We start from the raw sequence: 24,362 nt of genomic DNA, 5'->3' as shown, positions 1-24,362 counted from the left end.
TGCGTTGCTCACACCTTAACAGGGCGTTATGCCTAAGGAATGATGGAGTAATGAACACCACAATACTTGAGACAGAATATTTTACTGTAAGTCAGTGCAGCGATTGTGATGTGCCGGGTTACTTAATCGTTATGTATAAAGAGAATCTAAGAGAGTTAAGTGAACTTCCTCATGAAGCTAAATGTCAGCTTGGGGTATTACTTAGCGAAGTTGAATCAAGTATTACAAAAGTGTTAGCTCCCGAAAAAGTGTACTGCTGCAAATTTGGAGAAGCGGCCAGTATTATTCATTTCCACCTTTTTCCAAGAACAGTCTTGTTAAGTAAATCGTTTTTAAGCATCTATCCAGAGCAGCAAGGTTTAATTCATGGCCCACTGTTATTTGATTGGGCTAGAGATTACTACAAAGTTAAAGTCGGTTGTTTCTCTCCTGATACCATAGTTGCTTTCAACAAAATCAGAGCTATTTTGAGTTCTGTTGGCATAACAAAGGCATCAAGGTGACACGTTACACTCGGCGATTTTTGTTTTGAGTTTAGTGCACTTGGTTAGTTTGGTGTTGGTGCACCTTATGCCCGGCGTTATGTGCTTTCGAGGAAAATGATGAAAAAGCAATTATTATTGTCTCTCTCAAGTTTGGTTTTTACTGTGGCGGTTAATGCCAAAGATACAGCTATCGACTGCGATAATGCATTGAATACTCTTCAAATTAACCAGTGTGCATCAATTGAACTAGAGTCCGCAAAAACAGAACTGTTGAATTATCTAGAGGCTAGCTTTAAGCATAATTCAAATGACCCTGAGCTAGTTAATGCTATCAAAGTGGCTCAAAATGACTGGCAGGCTTACATGTCGTCTCATTGCGACTCTGTTTATACTCAGTGGCGTGAGGGTACGATTCGCGGTGTTATGGCTATCTCTTGCGAAACTAAGCTAACGAAGCAAAGAACTCATGAAATTTGGGCGAACTTTTTAACTTACATGGATAGTACGCCACCAGTCTTACCTGAGCCAAAACAGTGACCTATCAACCACGCACATAACAAGGCGTTCAAGAGGGATTTTCAACGCTTGGCATTTTGGGTTTGATTCGGTATTAGTGTTTACGGCACAATGGTTTAGGTTAGGCGGTAGCGTTGTTCACCCCTTAACGCAGCGTTATGTTTTTGGAGAGATAATGATAATACGAGATATTCAGGAGGCAGATTGGGAACAGGTGTATCAACTCATGGAAGATAATATGCTCGAAATGCAGCTTGAGCTAGGACTGAAGTGGGATGGAGAAGCCATACTAAAATTCTATAAACGAAAGTCAGTTATCGTTATAGAACAAGACTATAATATTCTAGGTTTCATTGCTTTCCATCAAAGTGATGATTTCCACTTCATTGACTCCTTGCAAGTGGCTAAACAACATCAAAATGGACTTCTGGGTGGTCGTTTACTTAAAGCTTCGCTTTTACAAACTAACTTGCTACCTAAAGTCAAAAGTGTTCGGTGTTGTGTGTTTGAAAATAACCCTGCTGAGAGCTTGTATTATTCTGCCGGCTTTCAAGAGTTAAGTCGTACTAATGGGGTCTTAACTTTAGAGGTGCCCCTAAGTCAGTTGGCTGGACGCTTAAGGTTAAAAACATAACAAACAATTTAAGAGGGATTCCCAACGCTTGGCATTTTTGGTTCTACTTCAACTTTAGTGTTTATGGCACAATGCTTTAGGTTGGGTGGTAGCGTTGCTCACCCCTTAACGCAGCGTTATAAAGCTCGAAGAAAAAGGATATTTCGTGGAAATTAGAACAGGTAAACTTGAAGATGTTGCTGATATCACAGATATCTTTAATTTTTATATTGAGCACACAAATGCACGCTTTGAAGAAGTTCCATTTACTCTGGAAAATCGTCAGGAATGGTTTTCTCAGTTCTCTAGCACGACCAAATATCAACTATATGTGGCTATAGAAAACGGCGTATTACTAGGTTTTGCATGTTCCCAACAGTACAGAGCAATTTCAGCTTTTGACGACACCGTAGAAGTTACCGTTTATCTGGCACAAGAAGCTAAGGGGAAAGGTTTAGGTTCTAAACTATATACTCAGTTGTTCTCATCAATTAGTGCTTATGGTGTCCATCGTGTATTGTCGGGTGTTGCATTACCAAACGACGCATCAGTTGCATTACATAAACGGTTTGGTTTCAGAGAGGTCGGTGTTTTCAATGACTATGCAAAGAAACATGGACAGTACATTAGCTCGGTGTGGTTAGAAAAAGCATTTAACGTAGAGTCCGCTTTATAACAAACAATTTAAGAGTGATTCGGCACGCGTGGCATTTTTATTATGCGTTGGTTTTAGTGGTTAAGGTGGTATGCGGAAGCATCGGTATTGCGTGCCTCACACCTTAATTGGGCGTTATACGCAAAAAGGAGATAACAATGCGTAAATTCTTAATGGCAATGGGAACTGCTTTCCTTGCTTCTTGTGCTTCAACTTCGCCTAGTAGTAGCGTTACCAGCGTTAATGTCGAGTTGCCTCATAATGTTAAATGGTCGGTTGTGTCGGATCGTGCTGATAACTCTCAATACATAAAAGAGTGGGTGCCGGAAGGTGAAAGCCCAATAACATCCAAATGGATAATCACCGAACAAATGTTAACGCTAGGGTCTAAAACTTCGGCAGAGTCATTTCAAAAGCAAATGTTCTCTCTATCCAAGCAAAGTTGTACGGATGTTTTGTTTAACGGCCCTCAAGAAATTGATGTTAGTGGTCACAAAACATCCGTCGGAAGAATCATGTGCGCGAATCAGCACGGCAACCCATATGGCACCTTTACCGACCAGCGAGTGGTTGTTGATGGAATTACTGCGTATGTTGTTACCAGTGAGCTAAGAATTCCAGCATCAAAAAAAGCAGGTGTTTTAGCGTTTGGCAAAGACCAACTTGAAGAAATGAAAGAGTTTATGGCATTACAGGGTGCTTCTTCAAAGTTTGTTCGTGAGTCTGTAAAAATACAAGTTCAGTGATATTTTCGTATAACAAAGCCATTATGAATGGGACGCAAAAAGCTTGGCTTCGCTCCTTCGTCGCTAATTTTAGCCAAGCTTTTTCGCGCCCCATATGGCTGCGTTATGTGGCAGGAGAACATATTGGACATTGAACAGTTCGAGAATGAACTTGAGGTCGCTCTTGATAATTTGGAATTTGATGAATGGTCTGTATGTAGACTGAGAATGGAATTTTCGGAAAGAATAATATCTACGGTGGATTCCTTTAGATTAGTTGATGAAGTTTTAGAAATTGCATTGAGACAGTCAGATTCTTACGCAAAAAGTAGTTGCTTGGCACTTGCTTATGATCTTTCGTTAAAATCCCAAACGACAGAGCTATCAAATTCTAGACAAGCGTTATTACTAAAAATAAAAAGTAACGCAGAGGAAGCTATAAAAAAAGAGCTTAATAGTTTACTTAAATACTACCGCATTGAGCTAGCCACATAACAAGGCGTTCAAGTGGGATTCATGCCGCGTGGCATTTTTACTATGCGTTGGTTTTAGTGTTTAAGGTGGTATGCGGCAGCATCGGTATTGCATTGCTCACACCTTGACAGGGCGTTATAAGGCTTAGGGAATGAGATCTACTGCCAGAACTTGGCTTATCGAAGAAAAAATCGGTTTAATTTCGAAACAAGAGCTAATCGATTTAGCTGATAGATATATAGCGGACCACGACGACTTTCCAGATTGGATGATTGATATTTCAACTGGTTCCTCTCTTGAATTTCAGGATCAGCTGGATTTGATTATCTATCCAATAAACATGAATGATTGCAAAATAATAGCTCAGCGAATGTTGGATTTTCTTGCTTCAGATGAAATCTCATTGAAAGAATTAGGCAAGGCTTGCGAGCAAATGTACCTCTCACTTGAATGGGGATCAGATCCGTTCAGCCATTTTATTTGGATTAGCGATGAGATTAACCTTAATGAACAAGGCTACAAATCAACGGCCAATATTGATCAAGCAGTTAAGGAGGCTTTGTGCAAAATCAGAGCCTTATAACAAGTCAATCATGTTCGCCCAACAAGTTGGGCTGGTACGCGCAAACTGCGCGCGCCCCATATTGAAGCGTTATATTATTGAGGGAACATGAAGCTTCATATCACGGGGAATGCAGGTTCTGGTAAAACGACGTTGGCTAAACAATTAGGGCAAGCCTTGAACATACCAGTCCAGAGTTTAGATAGCGTAGTTTGGAGAGATGGATGGGTTGCAGCTTCAAGAGAGGAGCGTGCACTGGGTGAGCAAAAACTAATTAAACAGCAACAGTGGATTATTGAGGGTGTTTCCAAAACAGTTCGAGACAGCGCTGATTATGTTATTTTTCTTGATGTGCCAAGGCATATTTGTGTGACCCGTTGCATTAAACGTAATCTACCTTACCTGTTTCGTTCTCGCCCTGAGCTTCCTGATAACTGCCCAGAGATCCTGATAATACCCAAATTATTCAAACTTATTTGGAAATTCCCGGAGCTAGCCAAACCCAATATTTTGCAGTCTATGAAGCAAAAGAAAGGTGTTGTGATCAGTAAGGTGGTCAGCATAGATGACCTTGTAGTAAAAATAAAAGCTGACCTAAGCGCTTGTTGTAGATAAAAATATAACAAACTGTTTAAGAGTGATTCGCAACGCGTGGCATTTTTACTATGCGTTGCGTTTAGTGTTTAAGGTGGTATGCGGTCGTATCGGTGTTGCGTTGCTCACACCTTAACAAGGCATTAAAGGGCAAATATGAAAGCGAAGTTTGTGCGCACAGAAGGTACATATCTTGAAGCAACTCTCGAAATTGAGGGGGTGCAGTATTTTGTAATGGACGAATTAACCGTAAAGGTAGAAAGTATGCCGAAGATAGGTGACATTTTTGATTTCGAGTTTTCGAACTTACTTGACGAAGATGAAACTTGGGAGTCCTTATTCGAATCAAACCCTGACAAGAAAAAGTGTATTGAACAAATTTCGGGTTGGAAATACAGAGCTTTTGGTGAAATCATTTCAATAAATCCAGTTAAAGTGGATTGCGGTGTGTTGATAGAAGAAGACGTCATACATACACACGATCCGAAAGTTATAGGTGAGTATATTAGTTTTACAATTAGTAGACTAGGTGGCTATGCCCTTTAACAAGGCGCTTAAGACGGACTGCAAACGCGTGGCGGTTTTAGTTCAAAATTGGTTTTTGTGTATACGGTGTTTATTTTGAGTATAGTGGAGCGTTTGCAACCACTTAGCTTGGCGTTATATACCTATTCAAGGACGGAGGGAAAAATGGCCAAATCGACGGTTATTACAATTGAAGAAGAGTTTTTTAAACTGAACTATCTTAGTGGACGTACCCCAAAAACTACTGATGAAGAGTCCAAAGATGCCTTTGCTATGTTGTCAGAATATTCAAATGGAGGTGTCTATATTGGTCACTACGATGGTTACAGTGAGTGGGAACGACATTCACATGGCGATGAGTTGGTGCAAGTTTTAAGAGGTCAAACGACGTTGGTGTTACTTGTAGAAGGTCAAGAACAGCGAAATGAGCTTTCTAAAGGGCAGCTGTTAGTTGTTCCCCGAGGTATATGGCACCGCTTTGAGACTCCAAATGGTGTGCAGGTCATGACAATAACTCCTCAGCCTACAGACCATCAAATAGAGCTTCCAATCGGTATATAACAAAGCGTTCAAGACGGATTCACAACGCTTGGCAGTTTTGGTTTGAATCAGCTCTAGTGTTTACAGCACAATGGTTTAGGTTTGGTGGCCGCGTTGTTCACCACTTAACGCGGCGTTATGAGTAAAGAGAGACCATGAGCAAGGAAGTGCAAATTACACTCACTGAGGATGAAGCGTGGGTTCTGTTCGAATTTACTCGCAGATTCAGTGATACCGATAAACTAGGCATTGAAGACCAAGCCGAAGAAAGGGCTCTTTGGAATTTATGCTGTGTCTTTGAAAAGGCTCTACATCAAGATTCTGATCTTAAATATACGGACTTTATTGCTGCATGCAGAAATAGGCTTCGTGATGAAGAGTAATAAGCAACACATAACAAACAAAGACAGCATCGCCCTGCGGGCTGGACGCGCTAACGCACGCCGCTGCTTTGGGCGTTAGCTGTATTACGGATTAAGCACGATGATTACAATTAGAAATTACAGCGTAGAAGATGCCAAAGCACTATGGGATATTCACTTTTATACAATTCGGAATATTAATATTCGTGACTATTCTCAAGCTCAAGTCGAAGCTTGGGCTCCAGAACGTCTAGATTCGTCAGTCTGGGAAAAACGGATGAAAGGGTTGTCTCCGTTTGTTGCTGAAATAGACGGTGTCATTGTTGGCTACACAGATTTGCAACCTAGCGGACTTATAGACCATTTCTTTTGTCACCATGAGTGTCAAGGCAAAGGTGTAGGTAAAGCTTTAATGAATCATGTTTTTAAGGTTGGCAACTTACGGGGTATAAAACGTTATTTTTCTGAAGTCAGTATCACTGCTCGCCCATTTTACGAGCACTTTGGTTTTAAAGTAGTTCAAGCCCAAGAAATGGAAATCCGTGGTCAAAAACTAAGAAACTTTGTCATGGAAAAATACAGCTAACAAAGCGTTTAAGGCAGATTCGCAACGCGTGGCATTCTCAGTTTAAATTGAGTTTTGTGTTTAAGGTGTAATGGTTTAGGTTAGGTGGTAGCGTTGCTCACTACTTAACGCGGCGTTATGCATATAAGGATAAAAATGGAATATTGCGTAAAAATAGAAAGAATTCCTTATGAAGAGCCATACCATCTGCAACTTTTGTGGGATGTTTCAAATGGTATGCAGAGTACAAGGTTTGAACTCTATAATAATGCCTCTGACTTGATGGAAATCGCTAAAGGTCTAGAGGTTTTCCCGCGTCATCCAAAAGACGTTTTCCTGTATGAAATAGGTTCGGAAAGGAAAGAGGATAACTTTGCGCATTATTTTCGTCTGAGGGCATTTATGGTGAGCCCTCGAGGGCAATGTGCTCTTCAAATTAGGTTCTGCAATAATGCTCCCTTACCCTACAAACACATATCAGAGTTTTGTATACAACTTGAACCTAGAGATCTGAATCGGCTGGGCATTTTGTTTAGCGAGTTCTCTAAATTACAAAGTAATTTTCTTGCGTGGGATGCCAAGGGTGATTTTTTAGGTGATAAGTGGGAATATGCATAACAAAGCGTTTAAGGCAGATTCCCAACGCTTGGCATTTCCAGTTCAAAGTTGGGTTTCGTGTTTACGGTGCAATAGATTAGGTCAGGTGGTAGCGTTGCTCACACCTTAATGTGGCGTTAGGCATCCTGAGGTGCCATGAGTTTGTATTTTAATCTTTTACGTTCCTAAGGAGGAAAAGTGGCTCAAAAAATTTTTGGAGAAAATGGATACCAAAGAGTGTTTTTCTCAATAGCCCAAACTAAAGAGAACGTAAGCGCCCAGTCTCCAATAGAAATAGGTACTGGGGAAATTTATGGATATCTTGTAGACGTAGCACAATGTCCTAATAACTTTATCGGTTTCACTGACAGTGAAGGTACTACAATTCAATTTATGGTTGATGAATTTGATAAGATTTGGCTGGACATCCCTTCGGTTAAGGATCATGGGTCATATGGAAAGTATTTTACCAACGCTGAAATGACTGCATTGGTGGATGGTTTAACTGCCCCTTACAATAAATACGTTAAAGAACTCAACCTTGAATTGTTGAAATGGTAGTTGTATGCCTTACAAACTGTTTAAGAGTGATTCGCAACGCGTGGCATTTTTACCATGCGTTGTGTTTAATGTTTTAGGTGGTATGCAGAGGCTTCGGTATTGCATTGCTCATCCCTTAGCGAAGCGTTCGCAATTTTGGAAATTACATGAATAAACTGATGGTTGTTGTACTCCTTTTCATTTCGTTAAAAGCATTGGCAAATGTAGAAGCTCCAGAAATGAGTGACGAAAATGGGTATGTTGAGCCTTTTAAAATGTTTGAAAACTTGTACTACGTCGGTGATAAGTGGGTATCGTCGTATGCTGTCGACACATCATCCGGGCTGGTCATTATAGACTCTCTTGATTTTCCATATAGCAAGTGGATACCCGCCAACCTTAAAAAGCTTGGATTAGAGGATAAGCCAGTAACCCATATCTTCGTCACGCATGGGCATTCCGACCACGTTGGGGGCGCAGAGTATCTCCAGTCTATGTATGGTTCCAAAGTGATCATGACGAAGAAAGGACTTGAGTTAGCCATAGAGCAAGCAAATAAAAGTAGTGGCAATAATAAATTCTTGCCCCCAGATGTAAAATCGTTCGCCCAAGACAGCTCCAAGATTTTGGTCGGTGATACTGAGTTCAAATTCTATATTACGCCAGGGCATACAGAGGGCGATCTGTCTATCGATTTTATGGTGAAAGAGAATGGCCAGCGTTATCGGGCATTTGTCGTGGGGGGACACGGAGCGAATTTTCAAAAGCCGCACCTCGCAAAGACGTTTTTGGCGAGTATGGCTCGAATCAAGAAGCTGGCTGCTGAAAGCCCATCAGTTACGGTTAATTTATCGAATCATCCACATAAAAATAATTTGTTTGCTAATCGAGATAGAAAAACAAAGGTCGGATCGCCAAGCGCATTTATTGATGGAGAAAGTATTTTTCGGTTTGTAGAACAGCAAGAAAAACAAGCCATTGAAAAACTTAAATAGGTGCCTGATATGAGCGATTCGGGCAGTGCTAACAAATCAATACAGCCGACCACTGATACCTCGGATGATTGAAACGTTAAATTACAAGGAAACATATGGGCAGATTTTTTATTTCATTACTCGCACTCTTGGGTGTAGGCACGACCTAAGCCTCGGATATTTTGCCGAATGCGGCTCTGAATCAGAAGACAATCCAAGCTCTGATTGAGGCAGGTTCTAACCCGTTGAAGCCACATCCATTCAGTCGCAGCTTACTGCTTCGTTAGTTTACAAACGTAAATCATGAATAAGGGGGCACTATATCCGAAAAAATCATTCAATCCTCGGTAGCAACTGTTCAGATTGGTGTGGCTCGAGCTGATGGAAAATTGTCTATCACGGATTCAGACGTTACTTTTGTACCGTTTAACCAACAATTTGGATTGGGCCCCTATAGATTCAGCCGGCATGAAATTGCTTCCGTAGTGCAGTGCTTCGGGAAAGGAGGCGGCATCATGCCGGTCACGAGAGATGCAATTCGAATCACTTTATCCAGTGAGCAAGTTTACGAGTTCATCATTGCAGAACCTGAACAATGGGTGAAAGCATTGAGTGAAACAGTCCGCTGAATCAATGACCTGGCGTTAAGATCCAGAATCATGCAGGCGGCCAGACTTCATGATATTTCAACAGCTTGTCACGAGTCTGCATATAAAGTCGTTCAGTTGAAAGCGAATGAAAACATGACCTGAAAAAGTGACAGGCTAGGAACTACACTCTTTACATGGTCTTAAAATCTTTGGCGGGAGTTGATGTGAGCGTTCGTGGTTTCAACAAGAGACCGAGCCAAGTTGTAAGTCAACGCGCATCCGCGGGATGTGTGCTCCTTGTTTATGATCGGGCAGGCCATCGAGTGGGAGGCTAAGTCATGTTTCGTCAGGAGCATTTCATAGAAGACTGTATCAGAGCGATAGCTGAAGGTCGTGAGGCCGTGAATGAGGTTGTATCAGACGCCGTTTCTGATGGTGCCGGGATAATGTCTGAGCTTGGCGAACCTCAGCACGCAGGTCTTTTTCCGCTCTATCGATCACCCAATCTAACCATTATCAATTTTGCCTGGGCGCCATGTATGAGCCTGATGCCGCATAATCATCAGATGTTTTCAGTGGTTGGTATCTATTGCGGCAGAGAAGATAACGTTTTTTGGCAGCGAAAAGAGAACACGATTGAAGTCGTGGGTGCAAAATCTCTGGGGGCCGGAGACGTTGCAATCCTGGATAGTTCGGTGATTCATTCAGTCCTGAATCCAATTGGTAAAATGACTTGCGCGCTTCATGTATACGGTGGCGACTTTTTTGAACCTAAGACTCCGAGAAGCGAATGGGATCACGAAACGCTGATGGAGCGGCCTTGGAATGTCGACAGAGTGAAGACGCTTTTTAAAGATGCTGAGGCCAGATTTAATGCGACGAAAACGTCGCAGGGCTAATCAGCATGTGGCGATGATTCGGGGGCTCATTGAATCCCGAAATTTCAAGTTTGTGTATCGCCCTCGTTCATGGCAAAGCCGGGAAGTCACTTTAAAGTCATATCAGAACATGAATTTTCGGATACAAATTACACTGCGCTTTGTTTACGCCACAGCGTGAACGTTATGTGTGCGAATGAGACTGTAAAAGTCGTCTTCAACAGAGAAGGGAAGAAATATGGATCAATTGTTGCTCGTCGTTGGGTTATCGATTTTGGGATTACTCGGAACAATTCACTTGTTTTATACGTTTTTCACAGAAAAATTTACGCCATTTGATGCGTCAGTCACTGAGGCAATGAAAGCGACATCACCACGTTTAACAAAGGAAACGACGGTTTGGAGAGCATGGGTAGGGTTTAATGCCAGTCACAGCTTAGGCGTTATGTTTTTCGCTGCTGTCTATATATCACTCGCGACTTACCATTTTGAAGTCGTGAAAAGTTCACTTTGGTTGTCTGTCTTACCAGTCATCGTTGGTTTTGCTTATTTGATTTTAGCTTACAAATACTGGTTTAAAATCCCTTTCATTGGCGTAATCATGTCGCTCTGTTGTTTCATGTTTTCGGCTTGGCTGATCAATATGTAACTCATTTAAAGTGGACACAGACAAAACATTGACAACCGCCCCAAAAAGCAATTTTTGATGCCATGATCTCTTGTGCCTGTCAGTTCCGCTAAGAGATGAAATCCATGTCATCGTGATGAGTTATCAGGAAATCAATCATGGATCACAACGGATTCAATCAATTCTGTCGCTCTTTCCCAGCAACAACGTATGTGGTTCAGTGGGGGAATTCCCATGTCTGGAAAGTTGGGGGAAAGGTTTTCGCGATTGGAACTCAGAGCAAAAGCGGCGAGCCTGCATTTACCTTCAAAACCTCGGATATAAACTTTGAATTCTTGCGGGTGTCAGAGGGGTATATTCCTGCGCCTTACTTTGCCAATCGTGGCATGAAGTGGATTCAACAAGTCGAAACTTCAGGCCCATTGGATGAAGATTTAAAATATTATTTATCAGAGTCTTATCGTATTGTGGCACTCGGTTTGAGTCAGCGAAAACAAAAAGAACTGGGTATACAGAACCTCAACCCTTAACTTTGCTTCTCACAGTGGATACTGAAGCTGTGCTGGGTTCAATCCATACCAAAACAGATTGCGACATGGTGGCCGACAAGGGTTTAGAATCAGAAGACCAAAGTGTGTAAAGCCTGATGAAGTGGAGCCCATGTCATTCGTTATGCGGCATTCAACAGACAGATATCGGAGTTAGCATCATGATTGAAGAAAGAACACTGCGCACATCAAGAATTTTGCCATTTTCGCCGAAAGAAATTTATGGTGCTTTTGCATCGGCTGATTTACTGGCATCGTGGTGGGGCCCTGAAGGCTTTTCTAACACTTTTGAAATTTTTGAATTTACGACGGGCGGACGGTGGAAGTTTGTGATGCACGGCCCTGATGGAAAAAGCTATCTCAATGAAAGTTTCTTCAAGGAGCTTGTACCAGATTCCAGAATCGTCATACATCACGATTGCCCTCCAAACTTCAGGCTGACGATTGAACTCACGCCTGAAAAAGAGGGGACAGATTTAATCTGGGAGCAAGTTTTTGAAGACGCCGAAACAGCACAAGCTGTCAAACAAAGGGCTGGCACAGCAAACGAGCAAAACATTGATCGTTTGATCGCCGCACTCAGCAAAGCTGCCCATGGCGCATGACAAGCTCACGCATGACAGCCAGATTACAGGTGTGTTTTGTCTGTATATGCTAAGGGTGTAATGAGACGGTGCCCAGAGAAAGAGTATGTTTAAGAAACTATTTGCTGAAAAGAAAGGTTCAAAGAAAGTCTTTATTATTCCTTTCCATGTAAAGCCACTTGAAAACTCGATAATGCCGCCAGATTTGTATGGTGCCTATGTAAGCTGTTATGCAGCTGGAGAAACATATATTGAGGCGATAAAGAATGCGCTACGAAAACTGGCGGACGATGGTTTACACCCTGAAGAAATTCTTCAGCCAATCCATGAGATGCAAGTGTCTGATTGGACAGTACATATAAATGACTTATGGGAAGCATATGTAAGTGACCTGCCTGATCAAAGCGATTTTGAAAAAAGTATTGCTTCTGGCAAGGTGGTCTATGGGCCATTTGGTTCATACAATTCAGAGTAGCCAATGCAGCATAGACAGCATCACCTTCGAGCTGAACACGTATCCTTGTGTCCCAGCTAGGAGCGTTTTGTGAATATTAAATTAATCTATTCGGTAAGGTTGTTGTGAGTGGACTAAAACATTTAACCTCACTTGGTTACTTTTTAGAAGCATATTTATATCAGCATGCGCTTGATGGAGCTTCTCTGGAAGAGGTTGTTTGTGATTTTGTCAGTTCGGAGACGAAAGAATTAACAACTAACTTGTATATGGAACTTGAAACAGCAGCTCTCTCTAAACCTGGAATAAAAGACCTTATTGAGATGGGGTCTTACTACGGCCCAGGGCCAGAGCAAGATGTTTGTCGTTGGTTAGAATACATCCGAGGATTGATTGCAACGCAACTTCAGTAGTGATGCATCGTATGATTCAATGTTTCAGTGAGTGATAAGCAGGGAAGCACGAATGATAGAAACAAAGAAATTGTTACTCCGACAGTTTGAGCCAACCGACAGAGAATATACAATTGCGTTACTAAAAAATCCTGAATTTATGGTGTGTTCACCCACAGGAGCGATGACAAATGAGCAGGCAGAATGCCGGTTTCAGAAATTGCTCACCGCTTATGAACAATGTGGTGTTGGAAAATTGGCATTGGTTGAAAAGCTGTCAGGCGAACTCATTGGTTATTGTGGGATTGAGACATTTCAGCATCAAGGGAACGATGTCGTAGAACTCGGTTATCGGATAAGGACACAATCGAGGGGAAAAGGGTATGCATTTGAAGCCAGTACAGCAGTTTTGAGTTACGCAAAGCAAATGGGTTGTCCAAGTGTATGGGCTTTGACGGAATCCGAAAATGCCCCATCAATGCATATATTGTTACAGCTTGGTTTTCAACCCCGAGGCTCAGGGCTATTTGAGAACATGCCCGTAAATTACTTTGAAAAGTGTCTTTAAAAAAATAGTAAGAGTAAAACTGGAAGTCATGGTATTTCCTGTTGCAAAAAACCACATTGTTGATGGTTTTTTCGGTTCCGTTCGGTGATAAAGTCAGTTCACCATTTAGCCAGTCATCATATTTTATGGAACAGGAGACTATTTTGAAAAAAGACGTTGTTTTTTGTCTCAGTATATTCGTTGCAGGTTGTAACTCGTCTACTTCAAGCGAAGATGATTTTCAAAAAGAATGGCAAGCCAAAAACATTCAATTCTATAGCTTCGAGTATAAAGAAACAGGGTTTACACCCATAGCAGGCGACGCTTGGGAAATTCAAGTCGCTGATGGTGAAGTTATTTATGTAAATTATACGGGAACTGGAACTCCTGAAGCTGTGCTGAGTGCAGAAACAGCGCCAACTATTGATGAGCTATTTACAAGAATGAAAGATTGCAAGGCAAAACCAGAATGCGACATTACTTTAGTGGAATATGACAAAATTAACGCTTACCCAATTCAATATAATGAATCGTATGGAAGCGAAGGGGCTGGGTTTGAAGTATTCAATTTTGTTGTGCAATAAGTAACAATGCACATCATGTGTTGTCAGTCTCTGGGCGTGGAGTGATAACAAAGCAGGTCAATACTAAGCCATCATATTAAGAACGTCTGTCGATTTGTCCTTTTCTCATTCGACTATGGTCTGTTACCGGCAATCGATCAGGAGGAGCAGCATGACACCCATCATCACTGCATTTGAACAGCCATTCGATCGTGGTCAAGGACTGGCGCGTGATACGCGTGTGCGTTGGGCGTTTGAGGAAGTGGCTCAACCTTACGAAGTTCGCCTTTTATCATTACGCGCGATGAAAGAACCTGAACATCTGATGCTGCATCCTTTTGGCCAGATCCCGACCTATGAGGAAGGCGATCTGACCTTGTTTGAGTCTGGCGCCATTGTCTTGCATATCGCCGAGCGTCATGAAGGTTTGTTGCCGGAAAATCTCAATGCGCGTGCGAGGGCGATCATGTGGATGTTTGCAGCGCTGAATACCGTGGAGCCGCCGATACTTGAACTCGTAACGGCCAGGCTGCTGGAAAGCGACAAGCCCTGGACCAGAGAGCGTTTGCCGCTGGTTGAGAAACGTATTCGCAATTGCCTGGATCAGCTTTCTGTATCTTTGGGTGATGCAGTGTGGCTGGAGGATCGATTCAGCGCCGGAGACTTGCTGATGATCTCTGTGTTACTGAGGCTGAAATCATCGGGCATTCTGGAGGAATATCCGAACCTGTCAGCTTATGTTGCCCGTGGTGAGGCTCGCCCCGCATATCAGCGCGCTTTTGCAGCGCAGCTCGCTGTTTACAAGAACAGATTACAGCACTGATAAGTTGCTTGTCATGAACGAACATGCTGGCTGTGCGCAGGTCAATACAGCTCAGCCCTTTTTACGTATTTCGCTGTGACAGGCCGTGGTAGGGTGTTCACTGAACACAATGAAAAGGATATAGGAGATGAAATGAAAACGATTGGTCTTTTAGGTGGAATGAGCTGGGAATCTACGGCCAGTTATTACCGGCTGATCAATGAAGCGGTGCAATCAAGACTTGGCGGTTTACATTCAGCAAAAATCTGTCTTTATAGTGTCAACTTCCAGGAAATTGAAAAACTACAGCATGAAGGGAATTGGCCTGAAACAGCAAAAATCCTTTCTCAGGCAGCAAAGTCTGTAGAAGCTGGTGGTGCTGATTTTCTGATGATTTGCACGAATACCATGCACAAAGTTGTTCCTGAAATTGAAGCTGAAATATCAATCCCTATTTTTCATATTGCTGATGCAACGGCTCAGTTATTAAAACAGAATCATGTGGCTAAAGTAGGTTTATTGGGCACTCGCTTTACAATGGCGCAAGATTTTTACAAAGGACGTTTAACGGAAAAATTTGGCATTCAGGTTATTGTTCCTGATGCAGATGAGCAAGATGTTATCCATGACGTGATTTACAACGAGTTATGTCAAGGGATCATCAGCGAACAATCCAAAATTCAATATTTAGATATTATCAATCAGCTTCATGCCCGTGGCGCTGAGGCTGTTATTTTAGGATGTACTGAAATTTCTCTTTTGGTTCAGCAAAGCGACACAAAAGTAACCCTGTATGACACAACAGAAATTCATGCGAATCAGGGGGTCGAGTTCGCTTTATCAGATAGCGGAATATAATAAGCGGATGACGGTGAACGGCTCATGCTAGGCAATGTTGATGCAAAGTAGGTAGTGTCGATACAAAATTGAGTTTTCGTATTGATAGCGCTATGTTTTGTTGTCACGTGTTGGCCTTTCACCAAGCGTTCGTTTTTAGGAGTTATGATGAGACGTGAAAAAGCATTTCAGGATCAGGTCCCCAATAACCATTGTTTTGGCTGTGGTCCAAACAATACTCTCGGTTTGCAAATCAAAAGTTATTGGATAGGAGAAGATAAATCGGCCTGTACTTTTGTCCCCGCGCCACACCACAGCGCTGGCCCTACGCAGTTCTTAAATGGCGGAATTATTTCAACCATTATTGATTGCCATTGTATATGCACGGCAATTGCGAAAGGGTATCAGCAACTCAACCGGGAGATTGGCAGTGGAGAAGCTGTGTGGTATGCGACAGGAAAATTGGAAGTGAACTATTTTAAACCCGTACGAATTGACCAAGAGGTTGAATTAGTCGCTGTGATTGAAAGTCTGAGTGAGCATAAGATGACGTTAAGTTGTGACCTTTACTCAGAGAATGAACTTTGTTGTCAGGGGCAGGTGACTGCGGTCAAAGTATCAAATCGCTGGTTCGAGAATGTCAGTTAGATTTCAATTGACTTCGTCTTGAAGGAGGAGATGCTTATGACACATTACAGGCGCTTGGTTTGTGCGTGCTTTTCATCTTCACCGAATGTTTAACAGAAAGGTTTGACTGTAGAAGGATTCGCCATGTTTGGACGGTTTTTAAAAAACAGGAAAATAAAAAGCTACGCAAAAAGATTGCCTCGAGATTTAAAGAAGCGATACGGAAAAAAGAAACATTATTCCAAATCTCAGGTTGATCGTGCCTTAATCAGGCAGAGGTTACGTCATTCAAGTGGAAATATCACGCCCAATGACTACTACGCTTATGCCATGTATTGTTCTCCCCGGGAATTCTCTCAAATCTGTCATTCAACTGATACAAATCATGATTATCACCAAATGAGACGAGAAATTTCTGAAGTCGTATTTGGTGGACAATCAGAATTTACCTTTAGCTCACTGGAAACTGAATATGGTTCTGGCGGCAGTTATGACGGCGGCAGTTATGATGGCGGCGGAGATTTTGGTGGTGGTGGTTGTTCTGGCGGCGGTGATTAAGACCAATCTCACAACAGCAATTTTAAATTTGTCCGCTCAGCTCTGTTTCCGGCTTAAATCCCGCGCCAGGACCATGGCAAGGCCAATGATTTGCAGAAAAAGCGCCAGGTTTCTCAGGCCGGAGATATCAGACATCAGCCCGGTATATTGCTCCCCGAGAGTGAGGTTCTCGATATACAGCTGATTGATTTTCTCCCTGAGTTGTTCCTGTTCACGGTTCATGGCGGTCATGATGTCGGGCAGGGTGCTCAGCGTCAGGGTCTCAAACCGCATTGCTTGCCAGGCGTGGAGTTCCCGGAGTAACTCATTTTGTACCGCTTCAGGCAGCTGTGTTTGGCTGGACTGACTCAGCGTCAGCAGCGAAAGGGTGACTTCCCGTTTCCGCTCGATTGATTCAATCTGCTGCCAGGTCAGACTGATCAGTTTGTCATTGCTACTTTGCTGCTGGAGTAGCTGGCCTGCATCCATGGTGGCGGTATCAATGTAGAAATTGGTCATTAACGCCGAAATGATATTGAGCAATAACCCGATAGCAACCACCAGCCATGTTGGGATAGACCATGTTCGCATGCGCCGGCTCCGTTGAAACTTCCTGTTGAGTATGACCGTCTTGTCCCGGTGAGATGGCCAGCGATTGTCGCAATCATAAGACAAACGGGAATAAACGGTGTGTGTGGTACTTTTGTGTTTGACCTTTTTTATCCGTCACATATTTTTGATATAGATTGTTCCATCAATATTGACCTTCCCCTTAGGGAAAGCTTTATGGTGGCCGGGATTGTAAATTGAAGGCTGGTTATGCGTCGGAAATCTGTTCGGACAATGTGGATTGCTGTGTTGACTGCGCTGGCACTGGTTGTGTCCGGTGTGGCGAACAGTACGTCCGTGATGACGTTCAGCATGATCCGTGACGTCATGAACAATGACGCCATGATCAGTGACAGCGTGTCTTCTGAGCACAACCCTTGTGCGCAAATGTCCCACAACAGCCATGCCGATCATCAAAGTGTTGCGCAGCAGCCTGAAGCCGGCTGTTCGCATGATCAGAGCATGCATACCTGCTGTACTGCAGCCTGCGGGACAGCCACGGTCCTGCCTTCATACCATTCATTTTCTTCTCTCCAGAGCCGGTTCGCGGTGCGGCCTGCGGAGCCTGTTGTTGCTGCGGTGCATACGGCTCAGTCATTGTTCCGCCCTCCGATCGCTTAAATCCACGTTTTGTACGTCGTGTCACCGTGACTGAAGTGCGGTGACTGTTGTTGCTCTGCCGTTGAACGGCAGTTACCGTGGATTTCATTGTGAAAAAACAATCGAGCTTACTCGCACTTTCATTGAGTGCGCTCGGGCTGTTTGCGTCGCCGCTGATGGCAGCGGAGACGACAGCACTGCCTGTGAAGGCGGTCTCTCAGCCCGTTTCATTACCCACATTCATCGCACTGGCACTCAGCAATGATGCCAGTCAGAAACGCCTTTCCGCGCAGTCTGATGCGTTGCGGGAAACGGCGATTGCCAGTGCCACCCAGATGGACCCGAAACTGAAAGTGGGTGTCGGCGGGTTGCCTGTCGACAGTTTTCAGTTTGACGAAGACCCCATGACGAATATCTCCGTCGGGCTGATGCAACAGTTTGCCCGGGGAGATTCCCTGACACTCGAGGCCCGAAAAGTGCGCCAGCAGGCAGAAGGTGTCGACTGGCAGCGTCAGGTCAGACAGCGCGAAGTCGCGAACAGTCTGACCCAGTTATGGCTGGAGCTGGGCTATCAGCAGCAGGCCGAACGGTTGTTGCGGGAAAACCAGCGGCTGATGTCAGAGCTGGCCGGCTATATTCAGACCAATTATTCGGTGGGTCAGAATGAAGCGCAGGACTTGCTGCAGGCACAGCTTCAGGTCAGCAAACTGGACGATAAAATTCAGGCCAACCAGCAGATGCAGCGAAAACTGCGTGCCCAGATGTCGGAGTGGCTGGGATCAGCATGGTTATCAGAAACCACCGCGTTCACTGCCAGTAACAGCCTGAACTGGCAGGATCTGGATACCTTACTGCGTTCTCAACCGCAGCCGAATCAGTATTATGCACTGCTCAATCAGCATCCGATGGTGAAGGTGGCCGACACTGCCATTGCAGCCAGTGAGACGCAGGCCGACATTGCCGGAGAAGCCTATCAGCCTCAGTTTGGGGTTGAAGTCATGTATGCCTACCGACAGGCAAAAAACATGAAAGGTGAACCGGCATCTGATTTGCTCAGCGCGTATCTCACTGTCGATTTACCTTTGTTTACTGACAATCGACAGGATCATCAGCATGCCGCGGCCCAGTATCAGATTGGTGCGGCCAAATCACAGAAAGATCTTCTCCTCGCGCAGATGAACGCCAGAGCGAATGCGCTGATTGCCGATCGGGTGAATCAGCAGGAAAGGTTCACCCGCTATCAGTCCCGCTTATTGCCGCAGGCACAAGAACGGACCAAAGCGGTGGAGCGGGGCTATCAGAACAATACCGCGCAATTTAGCGATGTGATTTCCGCAGCCAGTGATGTGCTGGCGCTGGAAATTGAGATGGCCCGTTTAACCACCGACCTGAACCAGACCAGCAGTAATCTGGCATTTTTGCTGGGTGGACCGGCATTGCGGGCGATTGCGCCGTCGCTGATGACCCCTGGTCTCTCAGACTGAATTCGCAAGGAGAGCAACAATGAAAACAATGACAATCACCGTACTGGCACTCCTGATCGGCAGCGGTCTGGGCTATCTGGGCAGCCAGACACTGAATCAGCACGCCATGGCCGTGAATGCCAGCGAGACAAAACAGTCCGGTAAAAAAGAACCCCTGTACTGGGTGGCACCGATGGACCCGAACTACAAGCGTGATCAGCCGGGAAAGTCTCCGATGGGGATGGATCTGATTCCGGTGTACGAAGAGGACGCGGGTAGCACGCAAAACAAGCCGGGTACCGTCCGGATTGATCCGTCGGTTGAAAACAATCTGGGCGTGAAAACAGAGCAGGCCAAGGTGCAGCCGCTGTCCCCCCGGATTGAAACCGTGGGGTATATCGCCTTTGATGAGCGTCATCTGTGGCAGACCAATGTCCGGGTCAGCGGCTGGGTTGAAAAGCTGTATATCAATGCGGTTGGTGAGCAGGTTAAGCAGGGGGATGTGCTGTTCACCCTGTATTCTCCGGCGCTGGTGAAAGCGCAGGAAGAATTGCTCAATGCTTACCGGACCAAGCGGGATGGCCTGATCACAGGGGCGTTTGAACGACTGGTCGCTTTGGGCGTCGATAAAGCACAGATCCGGGAAATTGCCCGCAGCGGGAAAGCGGTTCAGACGGTGAAAATCAAAGCACCGGCCAATGGGGTGATTGCCACACTGAATGTCCGGGAAGGTGCATATCTGTCACCGGCACAGGCCGTGATCAGTGCCGGTCCGCTGAATACCGTCTGGGTGGATGCGGAAGTGTTTGAACGTCAGGCCCACTGGATCCGTCAGGGCAGTCAGGCCAGCATGCGACTGGATGCCATTCCCGGAAAAAGCTGGCAGGGCAAAGTGGATTATGTCTATCCGATCCTCGATCCCAAGACGCGAACACTCAGAATGCGTTTGACCTTCGATAATGCCGCCGGTGCGCTGAAGCCGAACATGTTTGCCAACATTACGCTGGAACCGGTGACGGAGGATGCCGTATTGACGATCCCGGCTTCTGCGGTGATTCGTTCTGGCGGGATGGCCCGTGTGGTGCTTGCAGAAGGCGAAGGCAAATATCGTTCCGCACGCATTGAGATCGGCCGTGAAGCCAACGGCAGTGTTGAGGTCAGACAGGGACTGACATCGCAGGACCGTGTGGTGACTTCAGCGCATTTCCTGCTGGATTCGGAATCCAGCCAGCGTGCGGATCTGTCGCGGATCAACGGGGTTGAAGCTGCGCAGGAAAGTGTCTGGGCAACCGGAGAAATTACGGAAGTGATGGCCGGACACCGGATGCTGACCATTAATCACCAGCCGGTCCCTGAATGGAACTGGCCGGGTATGGTGATGAATTTTACCCTGGCAGACACGCTGGCGATGTCGGATCTGAAAGCGGGACAGGCATTGGATTTCGAGATTGCCAAAACCGAAGCGGGCCAGTACCAGATCATGGATTACAAGGTGAAGGATCAGGCACTCGTCAGTGAAGTCTGGGTGACAGGTGATATCTCTATGCTGATGGCAGACTTCGGTATGATTACACTGTCTTATCCGGCTGTTCCGGCGTGGTCGTGGCAACCGGGTGAAATGAACTTCACCGTTGGTGATGACATTGACCTGTCCGCTTTTTCAGAAGGTCAGACCGTCCGGTTTCTGATCGCCCGCGATGGCGGTGAATACACCCTGAGGCAGTTAGAAAAAGCAGGGGGTGAGCAATGATCGGGGCTGTCATTCACTGGTCGCTGAAGAATCGTTTTCTGGTGCTGATTGCTACGTTGTTTCTGACACTGGGCGGTTTGTACAGCGTGAAAAATACCCCGGTGGATGCGTTGCCGGATCTGTCGGATGTTCAGGTGATCATCAAAACCAGTTATCCGGGACAAGCACCCCAGGTGGTGGAAGATCAGGTCACGTATCCGCTCACCACAGCCATGCTGGCGGTGCCGGGTGCAGTGACGGTCCGGGGTTATTCCTTCTTCGGCGATTCCTACGTATACATCATTTTCAACGATGATACCGACATGTACTGGGCACGTTCGCGCGTACTGGAGTATCTCAGTCAGGTCGCGCCGAAACTGCCGTCAAACGCCAAACCGACACTCGGTCCGGATGCGACCGGGGTGGGCTGGGTCTATAGCTATGTGCTTCAGGACAAAACCGGTCAGCATGATCTGGCACAATTGCGCAGTCTGCAGGATTGGTTCCTGAAGTATGAACTGCAAACCGTGAATGGGGTGTCGGAAGTGGCCACGGTCGGCGGCATGGTGAAGCAGTATCAGGTGCAGATCGATCCGGCCAAGCTGCGCGCTTATGACCTGACGCTTCAGCAGGTCAATCAGGCCATTCAGTTCGGCAATCAGGAAACCGGTGCATCGGTGATTGAGGTGGCCGAGGCCGAGCATATGGTCAGAACGACCGGTTACCTGACCGGGGTTGACGATCTCAAAGCACTGCCTCTGAAAGTGACGGCGAAAGGCACGCCTTTACTGCTGGGGGATATTGCTGACATCAATATCGGCCCGCAGATGCGGCGGGGGATTTCCGAGCTGAATGGTGAAGGGGAAGCCGTCGGGGGCGTGATTGTGATGCGCTACGGCGAAAACGCCAGTCAGGTGATTGATGCGGTGAAAGCCAAGCTGGCCGAACTCCAGCGCAGCCTGCCGGACGGGGTTGAGATTGTGTCGACTTACGATCGGTCCACGCTGATCAATGCCGCCGTTGAGAACTTATGGCAGAAACTGGCGGAAGAGTTCATCGTGGTTGCTATTGTCTGTGCACTCTTCCTGTTCCATATCCGCTCATCCCTGGTCATTGCGCTCAGTCTGCCGGTCGGTATTCTGGTAGCTTTCGTGGTGATGCACTGGCAGGGGATCAACGCCAACATCATGTCACTGGGCGGGATTGCGATTGCCATTGGCGCCATGGTGGATGGCGCGATCGTGATGATTGAGAACGTGCACAAGCACATTGAGCGAACGCCGCTCACGGACAAAAACCGCTGGCAGGTAATCGGGAAAGCGGCCGAGGAAGTCGGTGCGCCGCTGTTCTTCTCGCTGCTGATCATCACCCTGAGCTTTGTGCCGGTGTTTGCGCTGGAAGGGCAGGAAGGCAAGATGTTCTCGCCACTGGCCTTCACCAAAACCTACGCGATGGCCGCTGCGGCGGGTCTGGCGATTACGCTGGTGCCGGTACTCATGGGTTACTTCATTCGCGGCCATGTGCTGCCCGAGCACAAGAACCCGGTGAACCGCGGGTTGGTGGCTTTGTATCGTCCGTTGCTCAACCTCAGCCTGAACTACCCGAAATCGGTGCTTGTGGTGGCACTGGTGTTGTTAGCCTCGGCTTATTACCCGGTGTCAAAACTGGGCAGTGAGTTTATTCCGCCGCTGGATGAAGGCGACCTGATGTACATGCCGACCACCTATCCGGGGATCTCCGTGGGGAAGGCGCGCGAATTGCTTCAGCAGACCAATAAGCTGATCAAAACCGTGCCGGAAGTGGACACCGTGTGGGGCAAAATCGGCCGTGCTGAAACTGCGACCGATCCGGCACCGCTCACCATGATCGAAACCGTGATCCAGCTGAAACCCCGGGATCAGTGGCGGGAAGGTGTGACCACAGATTCTTTGCGGAAGGAGTTCGATGCGCTGGTCCAGTTTCCGGGCCTGACCAATGCCTGGGTGATGCCGATCAAAACCCGGATTGACATGCTGGCAACGGGGATCAAAACCCCCATCGGGATCAAAATCGCCGGACCGGATCTGAAGACCATTGAAAAGATCGGTGCTCAGATTGAACCAATCCTCAACCGGATTCCGGGCACGGCATCGGTGTATGCCGAGCGGGTGGCCGGTGGCCGTTATGTCACGCTGGATATCAAACGCCGACAGGCGGCCCGGTACGGTCTGAACATCCGGGATGTCCAGCAAGTGATCGCGTCGGCTGTCGGCGGGATGAATGTCGGAGAAACCATTGAAGGGCTGGAACGGTATCCGATCAACGTCCGGTATCCGCAGGATTATCGTGACTCTGTCGTTAAGTTACAGAACCTGCCGCTGGTGACCCCGAATGGCGCCCGTATTGCACTGGCAGATGTGGCGGATATCCGTTACGAAGACGGCCCGCCAATGATCAAAACCGAGAATGCACGGCCAAACGGCTGGGTGTTTGTCGATATTGAAGGCCGCGACTTGGGATCCTACGTTGCCGAAGCCCGGCAAGTGGTGGCGGAGGAACTGTCGCTGCCCGCCGGTTACTCCCTGACCTGGTCCGGGCAATACGAATACATGGAACGCGCCAAAGCACGGCTGAGCGTGGTCACGCCGATCACCCTGATGATCATCGTGCTGCTGCTGTATTTCAGCTTCCGACGCTTCGGTGAAGTGCTGGTCATTATGGCGACGCTGCCATTGGCGATGGTTGGCGGGGTCTGGCTGATGTACGTCCTGCATTATAACTTCTCTATTGCGGTCGGCGTTGGTTTTATCGCGCTGGCCGGGGTTGCGGTCGAAATTGGCGTGATCATGCTGGTGTACCTCAATCAGGCCTGGCATGGCCGCAAGCTGCGAGCAGAAGAAACACAGCAATCGTTGCAGCCGGAAGATCTGACCGATGCTATCCGTGAAGGTGCCGGATTGCGGGTTCGCCCGGTGATGATGACCGTCAGTACCGTCATTATTGGTCTGGTCCCCATCATGTACGGTTCCGGCACCGGCTCGGAAGTGATGCAGCGCATTGCCGCCCCGATGATTGGCGGCATGGCGTCGGCCCTGATACTGACCCTACTGGTGATTCCGGCCATATTCAAACTCTGGAAACGCAGAGAAATTCAAACCCAAACCCAAACCCAAACCCAAAACTGAACGATTGAACCGGTTTCTTCTGTGAGCAGAAGCTGGATTCAATCCAATACAACGAATGCAAGATAAGCAACTCAGACGTGTAA

General features: G+C 46.3%; 32 protein-coding genes. 31 read left to right on the top strand and 1 reads right to left on the bottom strand.

Going from position 1 to position 24,362, the window contains the following annotated elements:
* Positions 1–50: 50 nt before the first annotated feature.
* The 27 genes from L4174_RS09710 to L4174_RS09565 all read left to right on the top strand — a co-directional run bounded on the left by L4174_RS09710 (position 51) and on the right by L4174_RS09565 (position 16,735).
* Positions 51–503: an HIT family protein gene (locus L4174_RS09710; RefSeq protein ID WP_248140567.1), complete on the top strand. Its 453-nt coding sequence runs from the start codon at positions 51–53 to the stop codon at positions 501–503.
* A 99-nt stretch (positions 504–602) separates the two neighbouring features.
* A complete protein-coding gene (locus L4174_RS09705) occupies positions 603–1,022 on the top strand; it encodes a lysozyme inhibitor LprI family protein (RefSeq protein WP_248140566.1) in 420 nt (139 codons plus the stop codon).
* A 154-nt stretch (positions 1,023–1,176) separates the two neighbouring features.
* Entirely contained in the window at positions 1,177–1,635 is a 459-nt protein-coding gene (locus L4174_RS09700) for a GNAT family N-acetyltransferase (protein WP_248140565.1), read from the top strand.
* A 145-nt stretch (positions 1,636–1,780) separates the two neighbouring features.
* A complete protein-coding gene (locus tag L4174_RS09695; RefSeq protein ID WP_248140564.1) occupies positions 1,781–2,290 on the top strand; it encodes a GNAT family N-acetyltransferase in 510 nt (169 codons plus the stop codon).
* Between the two features lie 137 nt (positions 2,291–2,427).
* Positions 2,428–3,015, top strand: coding sequence for a hypothetical protein (locus tag L4174_RS09685; protein WP_248140563.1), 588 nt, complete (start codon positions 2,428–2,430; stop codon positions 3,013–3,015).
* Positions 3,016–3,138: 123 nt separating this feature from the next.
* Positions 3,139–3,489: a hypothetical protein gene (locus L4174_RS09680; protein ID WP_248140562.1), complete on the top strand. Its 351-nt coding sequence runs from the start codon at positions 3,139–3,141 to the stop codon at positions 3,487–3,489.
* 130 nt (positions 3,490–3,619) lie between these two features.
* The gene (locus L4174_RS09675; RefSeq protein WP_248140561.1) at positions 3,620–4,051 is read left to right on the top strand and encodes a hypothetical protein; all 432 of its coding nucleotides are present in this window, start codon (positions 3,620–3,622) and stop codon (positions 4,049–4,051) included.
* A gap of 87 nt (positions 4,052–4,138) precedes the next feature.
* Positions 4,139–4,645 (top strand): hypothetical protein, encoded by a 507-nt coding sequence (locus L4174_RS09670; protein WP_248140560.1) that lies wholly within the window; start codon positions 4,139–4,141, stop codon positions 4,643–4,645.
* Positions 4,646–4,780: 135 nt separating this feature from the next.
* Positions 4,781–5,170 carry a hypothetical protein gene (locus tag L4174_RS09660; RefSeq protein WP_248140558.1) on the top strand — a complete coding sequence of 130 codons (390 nt, stop codon included), beginning with the start codon at positions 4,781–4,783 and terminating at the stop codon, positions 5,168–5,170.
* Between the two features lie 144 nt (positions 5,171–5,314).
* Positions 5,315–5,710, top strand: coding sequence for a cupin domain-containing protein (locus tag L4174_RS09655; protein WP_248140557.1), 396 nt, complete (start codon positions 5,315–5,317; stop codon positions 5,708–5,710).
* A 134-nt stretch (positions 5,711–5,844) separates the two neighbouring features.
* The gene (locus L4174_RS09650) at positions 5,845–6,072 is read left to right on the top strand and encodes a hypothetical protein (protein WP_248140556.1); all 228 of its coding nucleotides are present in this window, start codon (positions 5,845–5,847) and stop codon (positions 6,070–6,072) included.
* A gap of 100 nt (positions 6,073–6,172) precedes the next feature.
* Positions 6,173–6,637 carry a GNAT family N-acetyltransferase gene (locus tag L4174_RS09645; protein ID WP_248140555.1) on the top strand — a complete coding sequence of 155 codons (465 nt, stop codon included), beginning with the start codon at positions 6,173–6,175 and terminating at the stop codon, positions 6,635–6,637.
* Between the two features lie 135 nt (positions 6,638–6,772).
* Entirely contained in the window at positions 6,773–7,234 is a 462-nt protein-coding gene (locus L4174_RS09640) for a hypothetical protein (RefSeq protein ID WP_248140554.1), read from the top strand.
* A gap of 177 nt (positions 7,235–7,411) precedes the next feature.
* Positions 7,412–7,774 (top strand): hypothetical protein, encoded by a 363-nt coding sequence (locus L4174_RS09635; protein WP_248140553.1) that lies wholly within the window; start codon positions 7,412–7,414, stop codon positions 7,772–7,774.
* 146 nt (positions 7,775–7,920) lie between these two features.
* Entirely contained in the window at positions 7,921–8,748 is an 828-nt protein-coding gene (locus tag L4174_RS09625) for an MBL fold metallo-hydrolase (protein ID WP_248140552.1), read from the top strand.
* A gap of 907 nt (positions 8,749–9,655) precedes the next feature.
* The gene (locus tag L4174_RS09620) at positions 9,656–10,216 is read left to right on the top strand and encodes a hypothetical protein (protein ID WP_248140551.1); all 561 of its coding nucleotides are present in this window, start codon (positions 9,656–9,658) and stop codon (positions 10,214–10,216) included.
* A gap of 217 nt (positions 10,217–10,433) precedes the next feature.
* Complete coding sequence (locus L4174_RS09615) at positions 10,434–10,844, top strand: hypothetical protein (RefSeq protein ID WP_248140550.1); 411 nt, start codon at positions 10,434–10,436, stop codon at positions 10,842–10,844.
* Between the two features lie 137 nt (positions 10,845–10,981).
* Complete coding sequence (locus L4174_RS09610) at positions 10,982–11,353, top strand: MmcQ/YjbR family DNA-binding protein (RefSeq protein WP_248140549.1); 372 nt, start codon at positions 10,982–10,984, stop codon at positions 11,351–11,353.
* Between the two features lie 179 nt (positions 11,354–11,532).
* Positions 11,533–11,976 (top strand): SRPBCC domain-containing protein, encoded by a 444-nt coding sequence (locus tag L4174_RS09605; protein ID WP_248140548.1) that lies wholly within the window; start codon positions 11,533–11,535, stop codon positions 11,974–11,976.
* 85 nt (positions 11,977–12,061) lie between these two features.
* Complete coding sequence (locus L4174_RS09600) at positions 12,062–12,430, top strand: hypothetical protein (RefSeq protein WP_248140547.1); 369 nt, start codon at positions 12,062–12,064, stop codon at positions 12,428–12,430.
* A 104-nt stretch (positions 12,431–12,534) separates the two neighbouring features.
* On the top strand, positions 12,535–12,822 hold the full coding sequence (locus L4174_RS09595) for a contact-dependent growth inhibition system immunity protein (RefSeq protein ID WP_248140546.1): 288 nt from the start codon (positions 12,535–12,537) through the stop codon (positions 12,820–12,822).
* Positions 12,823–12,874: 52 nt separating this feature from the next.
* Positions 12,875–13,369: a GNAT family N-acetyltransferase gene (locus L4174_RS09590; protein WP_248140545.1), complete on the top strand. Its 495-nt coding sequence runs from the start codon at positions 12,875–12,877 to the stop codon at positions 13,367–13,369.
* A gap of 143 nt (positions 13,370–13,512) precedes the next feature.
* Positions 13,513–13,932, top strand: a complete 420-nt coding sequence (locus L4174_RS09585) for a DUF6174 domain-containing protein (RefSeq protein WP_248140544.1) — start codon at positions 13,513–13,515, stop codon at positions 13,930–13,932.
* Positions 13,933–14,083: 151 nt separating this feature from the next.
* Positions 14,084–14,734, top strand: coding sequence for a glutathione S-transferase family protein (locus tag L4174_RS09580; protein ID WP_248140543.1), 651 nt, complete (start codon positions 14,084–14,086; stop codon positions 14,732–14,734).
* Between the two features lie 132 nt (positions 14,735–14,866).
* Positions 14,867–15,571: an aspartate/glutamate racemase family protein gene (locus L4174_RS09575; RefSeq protein WP_248140542.1), complete on the top strand. Its 705-nt coding sequence runs from the start codon at positions 14,867–14,869 to the stop codon at positions 15,569–15,571.
* A gap of 144 nt (positions 15,572–15,715) precedes the next feature.
* On the top strand, positions 15,716–16,198 hold the full coding sequence (locus L4174_RS09570; RefSeq protein WP_330959321.1) for a PaaI family thioesterase: 483 nt from the start codon (positions 15,716–15,718) through the stop codon (positions 16,196–16,198).
* 123 nt (positions 16,199–16,321) lie between these two features.
* Positions 16,322–16,735, top strand: coding sequence for a DUF6559 family protein (locus tag L4174_RS09565; RefSeq protein WP_248140541.1), 414 nt, complete (start codon positions 16,322–16,324; stop codon positions 16,733–16,735).
* A gap of 36 nt (positions 16,736–16,771) precedes the next feature.
* Here the strand turns inward: L4174_RS09565 and L4174_RS09560 are convergent, their stop codons facing one another.
* The gene (locus L4174_RS09560; RefSeq protein WP_248140540.1) at positions 16,772–17,305 is read right to left on the bottom strand and encodes a hypothetical protein; all 534 of its coding nucleotides are present in this window, start codon (positions 17,303–17,305) and stop codon (positions 16,772–16,774) included.
* Between the two features lie 228 nt (positions 17,306–17,533).
* Here L4174_RS09560 and L4174_RS09555 point away from each other — a divergent pair, with 228 nt between their 5' ends.
* The 4 genes from L4174_RS09555 to L4174_RS09540 all read left to right on the top strand — a co-directional run bounded on the left by L4174_RS09555 (position 17,534) and on the right by L4174_RS09540 (position 24,279).
* Positions 17,534–17,944, top strand: a complete 411-nt coding sequence (locus tag L4174_RS09555; protein WP_248140539.1) for a hypothetical protein — start codon at positions 17,534–17,536, stop codon at positions 17,942–17,944.
* Between the two features lie 155 nt (positions 17,945–18,099).
* Complete coding sequence (locus L4174_RS09550) at positions 18,100–19,407, top strand: TolC family protein (RefSeq protein ID WP_248141670.1); 1,308 nt, start codon at positions 18,100–18,102, stop codon at positions 19,405–19,407.
* A gap of 19 nt (positions 19,408–19,426) precedes the next feature.
* A complete protein-coding gene (locus L4174_RS09545) occupies positions 19,427–21,136 on the top strand; it encodes an efflux RND transporter periplasmic adaptor subunit (RefSeq protein ID WP_248140538.1) in 1,710 nt (569 codons plus the stop codon).
* On the top strand, positions 21,133–24,279 hold the full coding sequence (locus L4174_RS09540; RefSeq protein ID WP_248140537.1) for an efflux RND transporter permease subunit: 3,147 nt from the start codon (positions 21,133–21,135) through the stop codon (positions 24,277–24,279). The genes L4174_RS09545 and L4174_RS09540 overlap by 4 nt, the downstream gene beginning before the upstream one ends.
* The last annotated feature ends 83 nt before the right edge of the window (positions 24,280–24,362 follow it).

Origin of the sequence: Photobacterium sp. CCB-ST2H9, from assembly GCF_023151555.2 — a bacterium.
In the GTDB taxonomy this organism is placed as follows: Bacteria; Pseudomonadota; Gammaproteobacteria; order Enterobacterales; family Vibrionaceae; genus Photobacterium.
The sequence above is the reverse complement of the archived record's forward strand: the minus strand, read 5'-3'. Positions and strand labels throughout refer to the sequence as shown.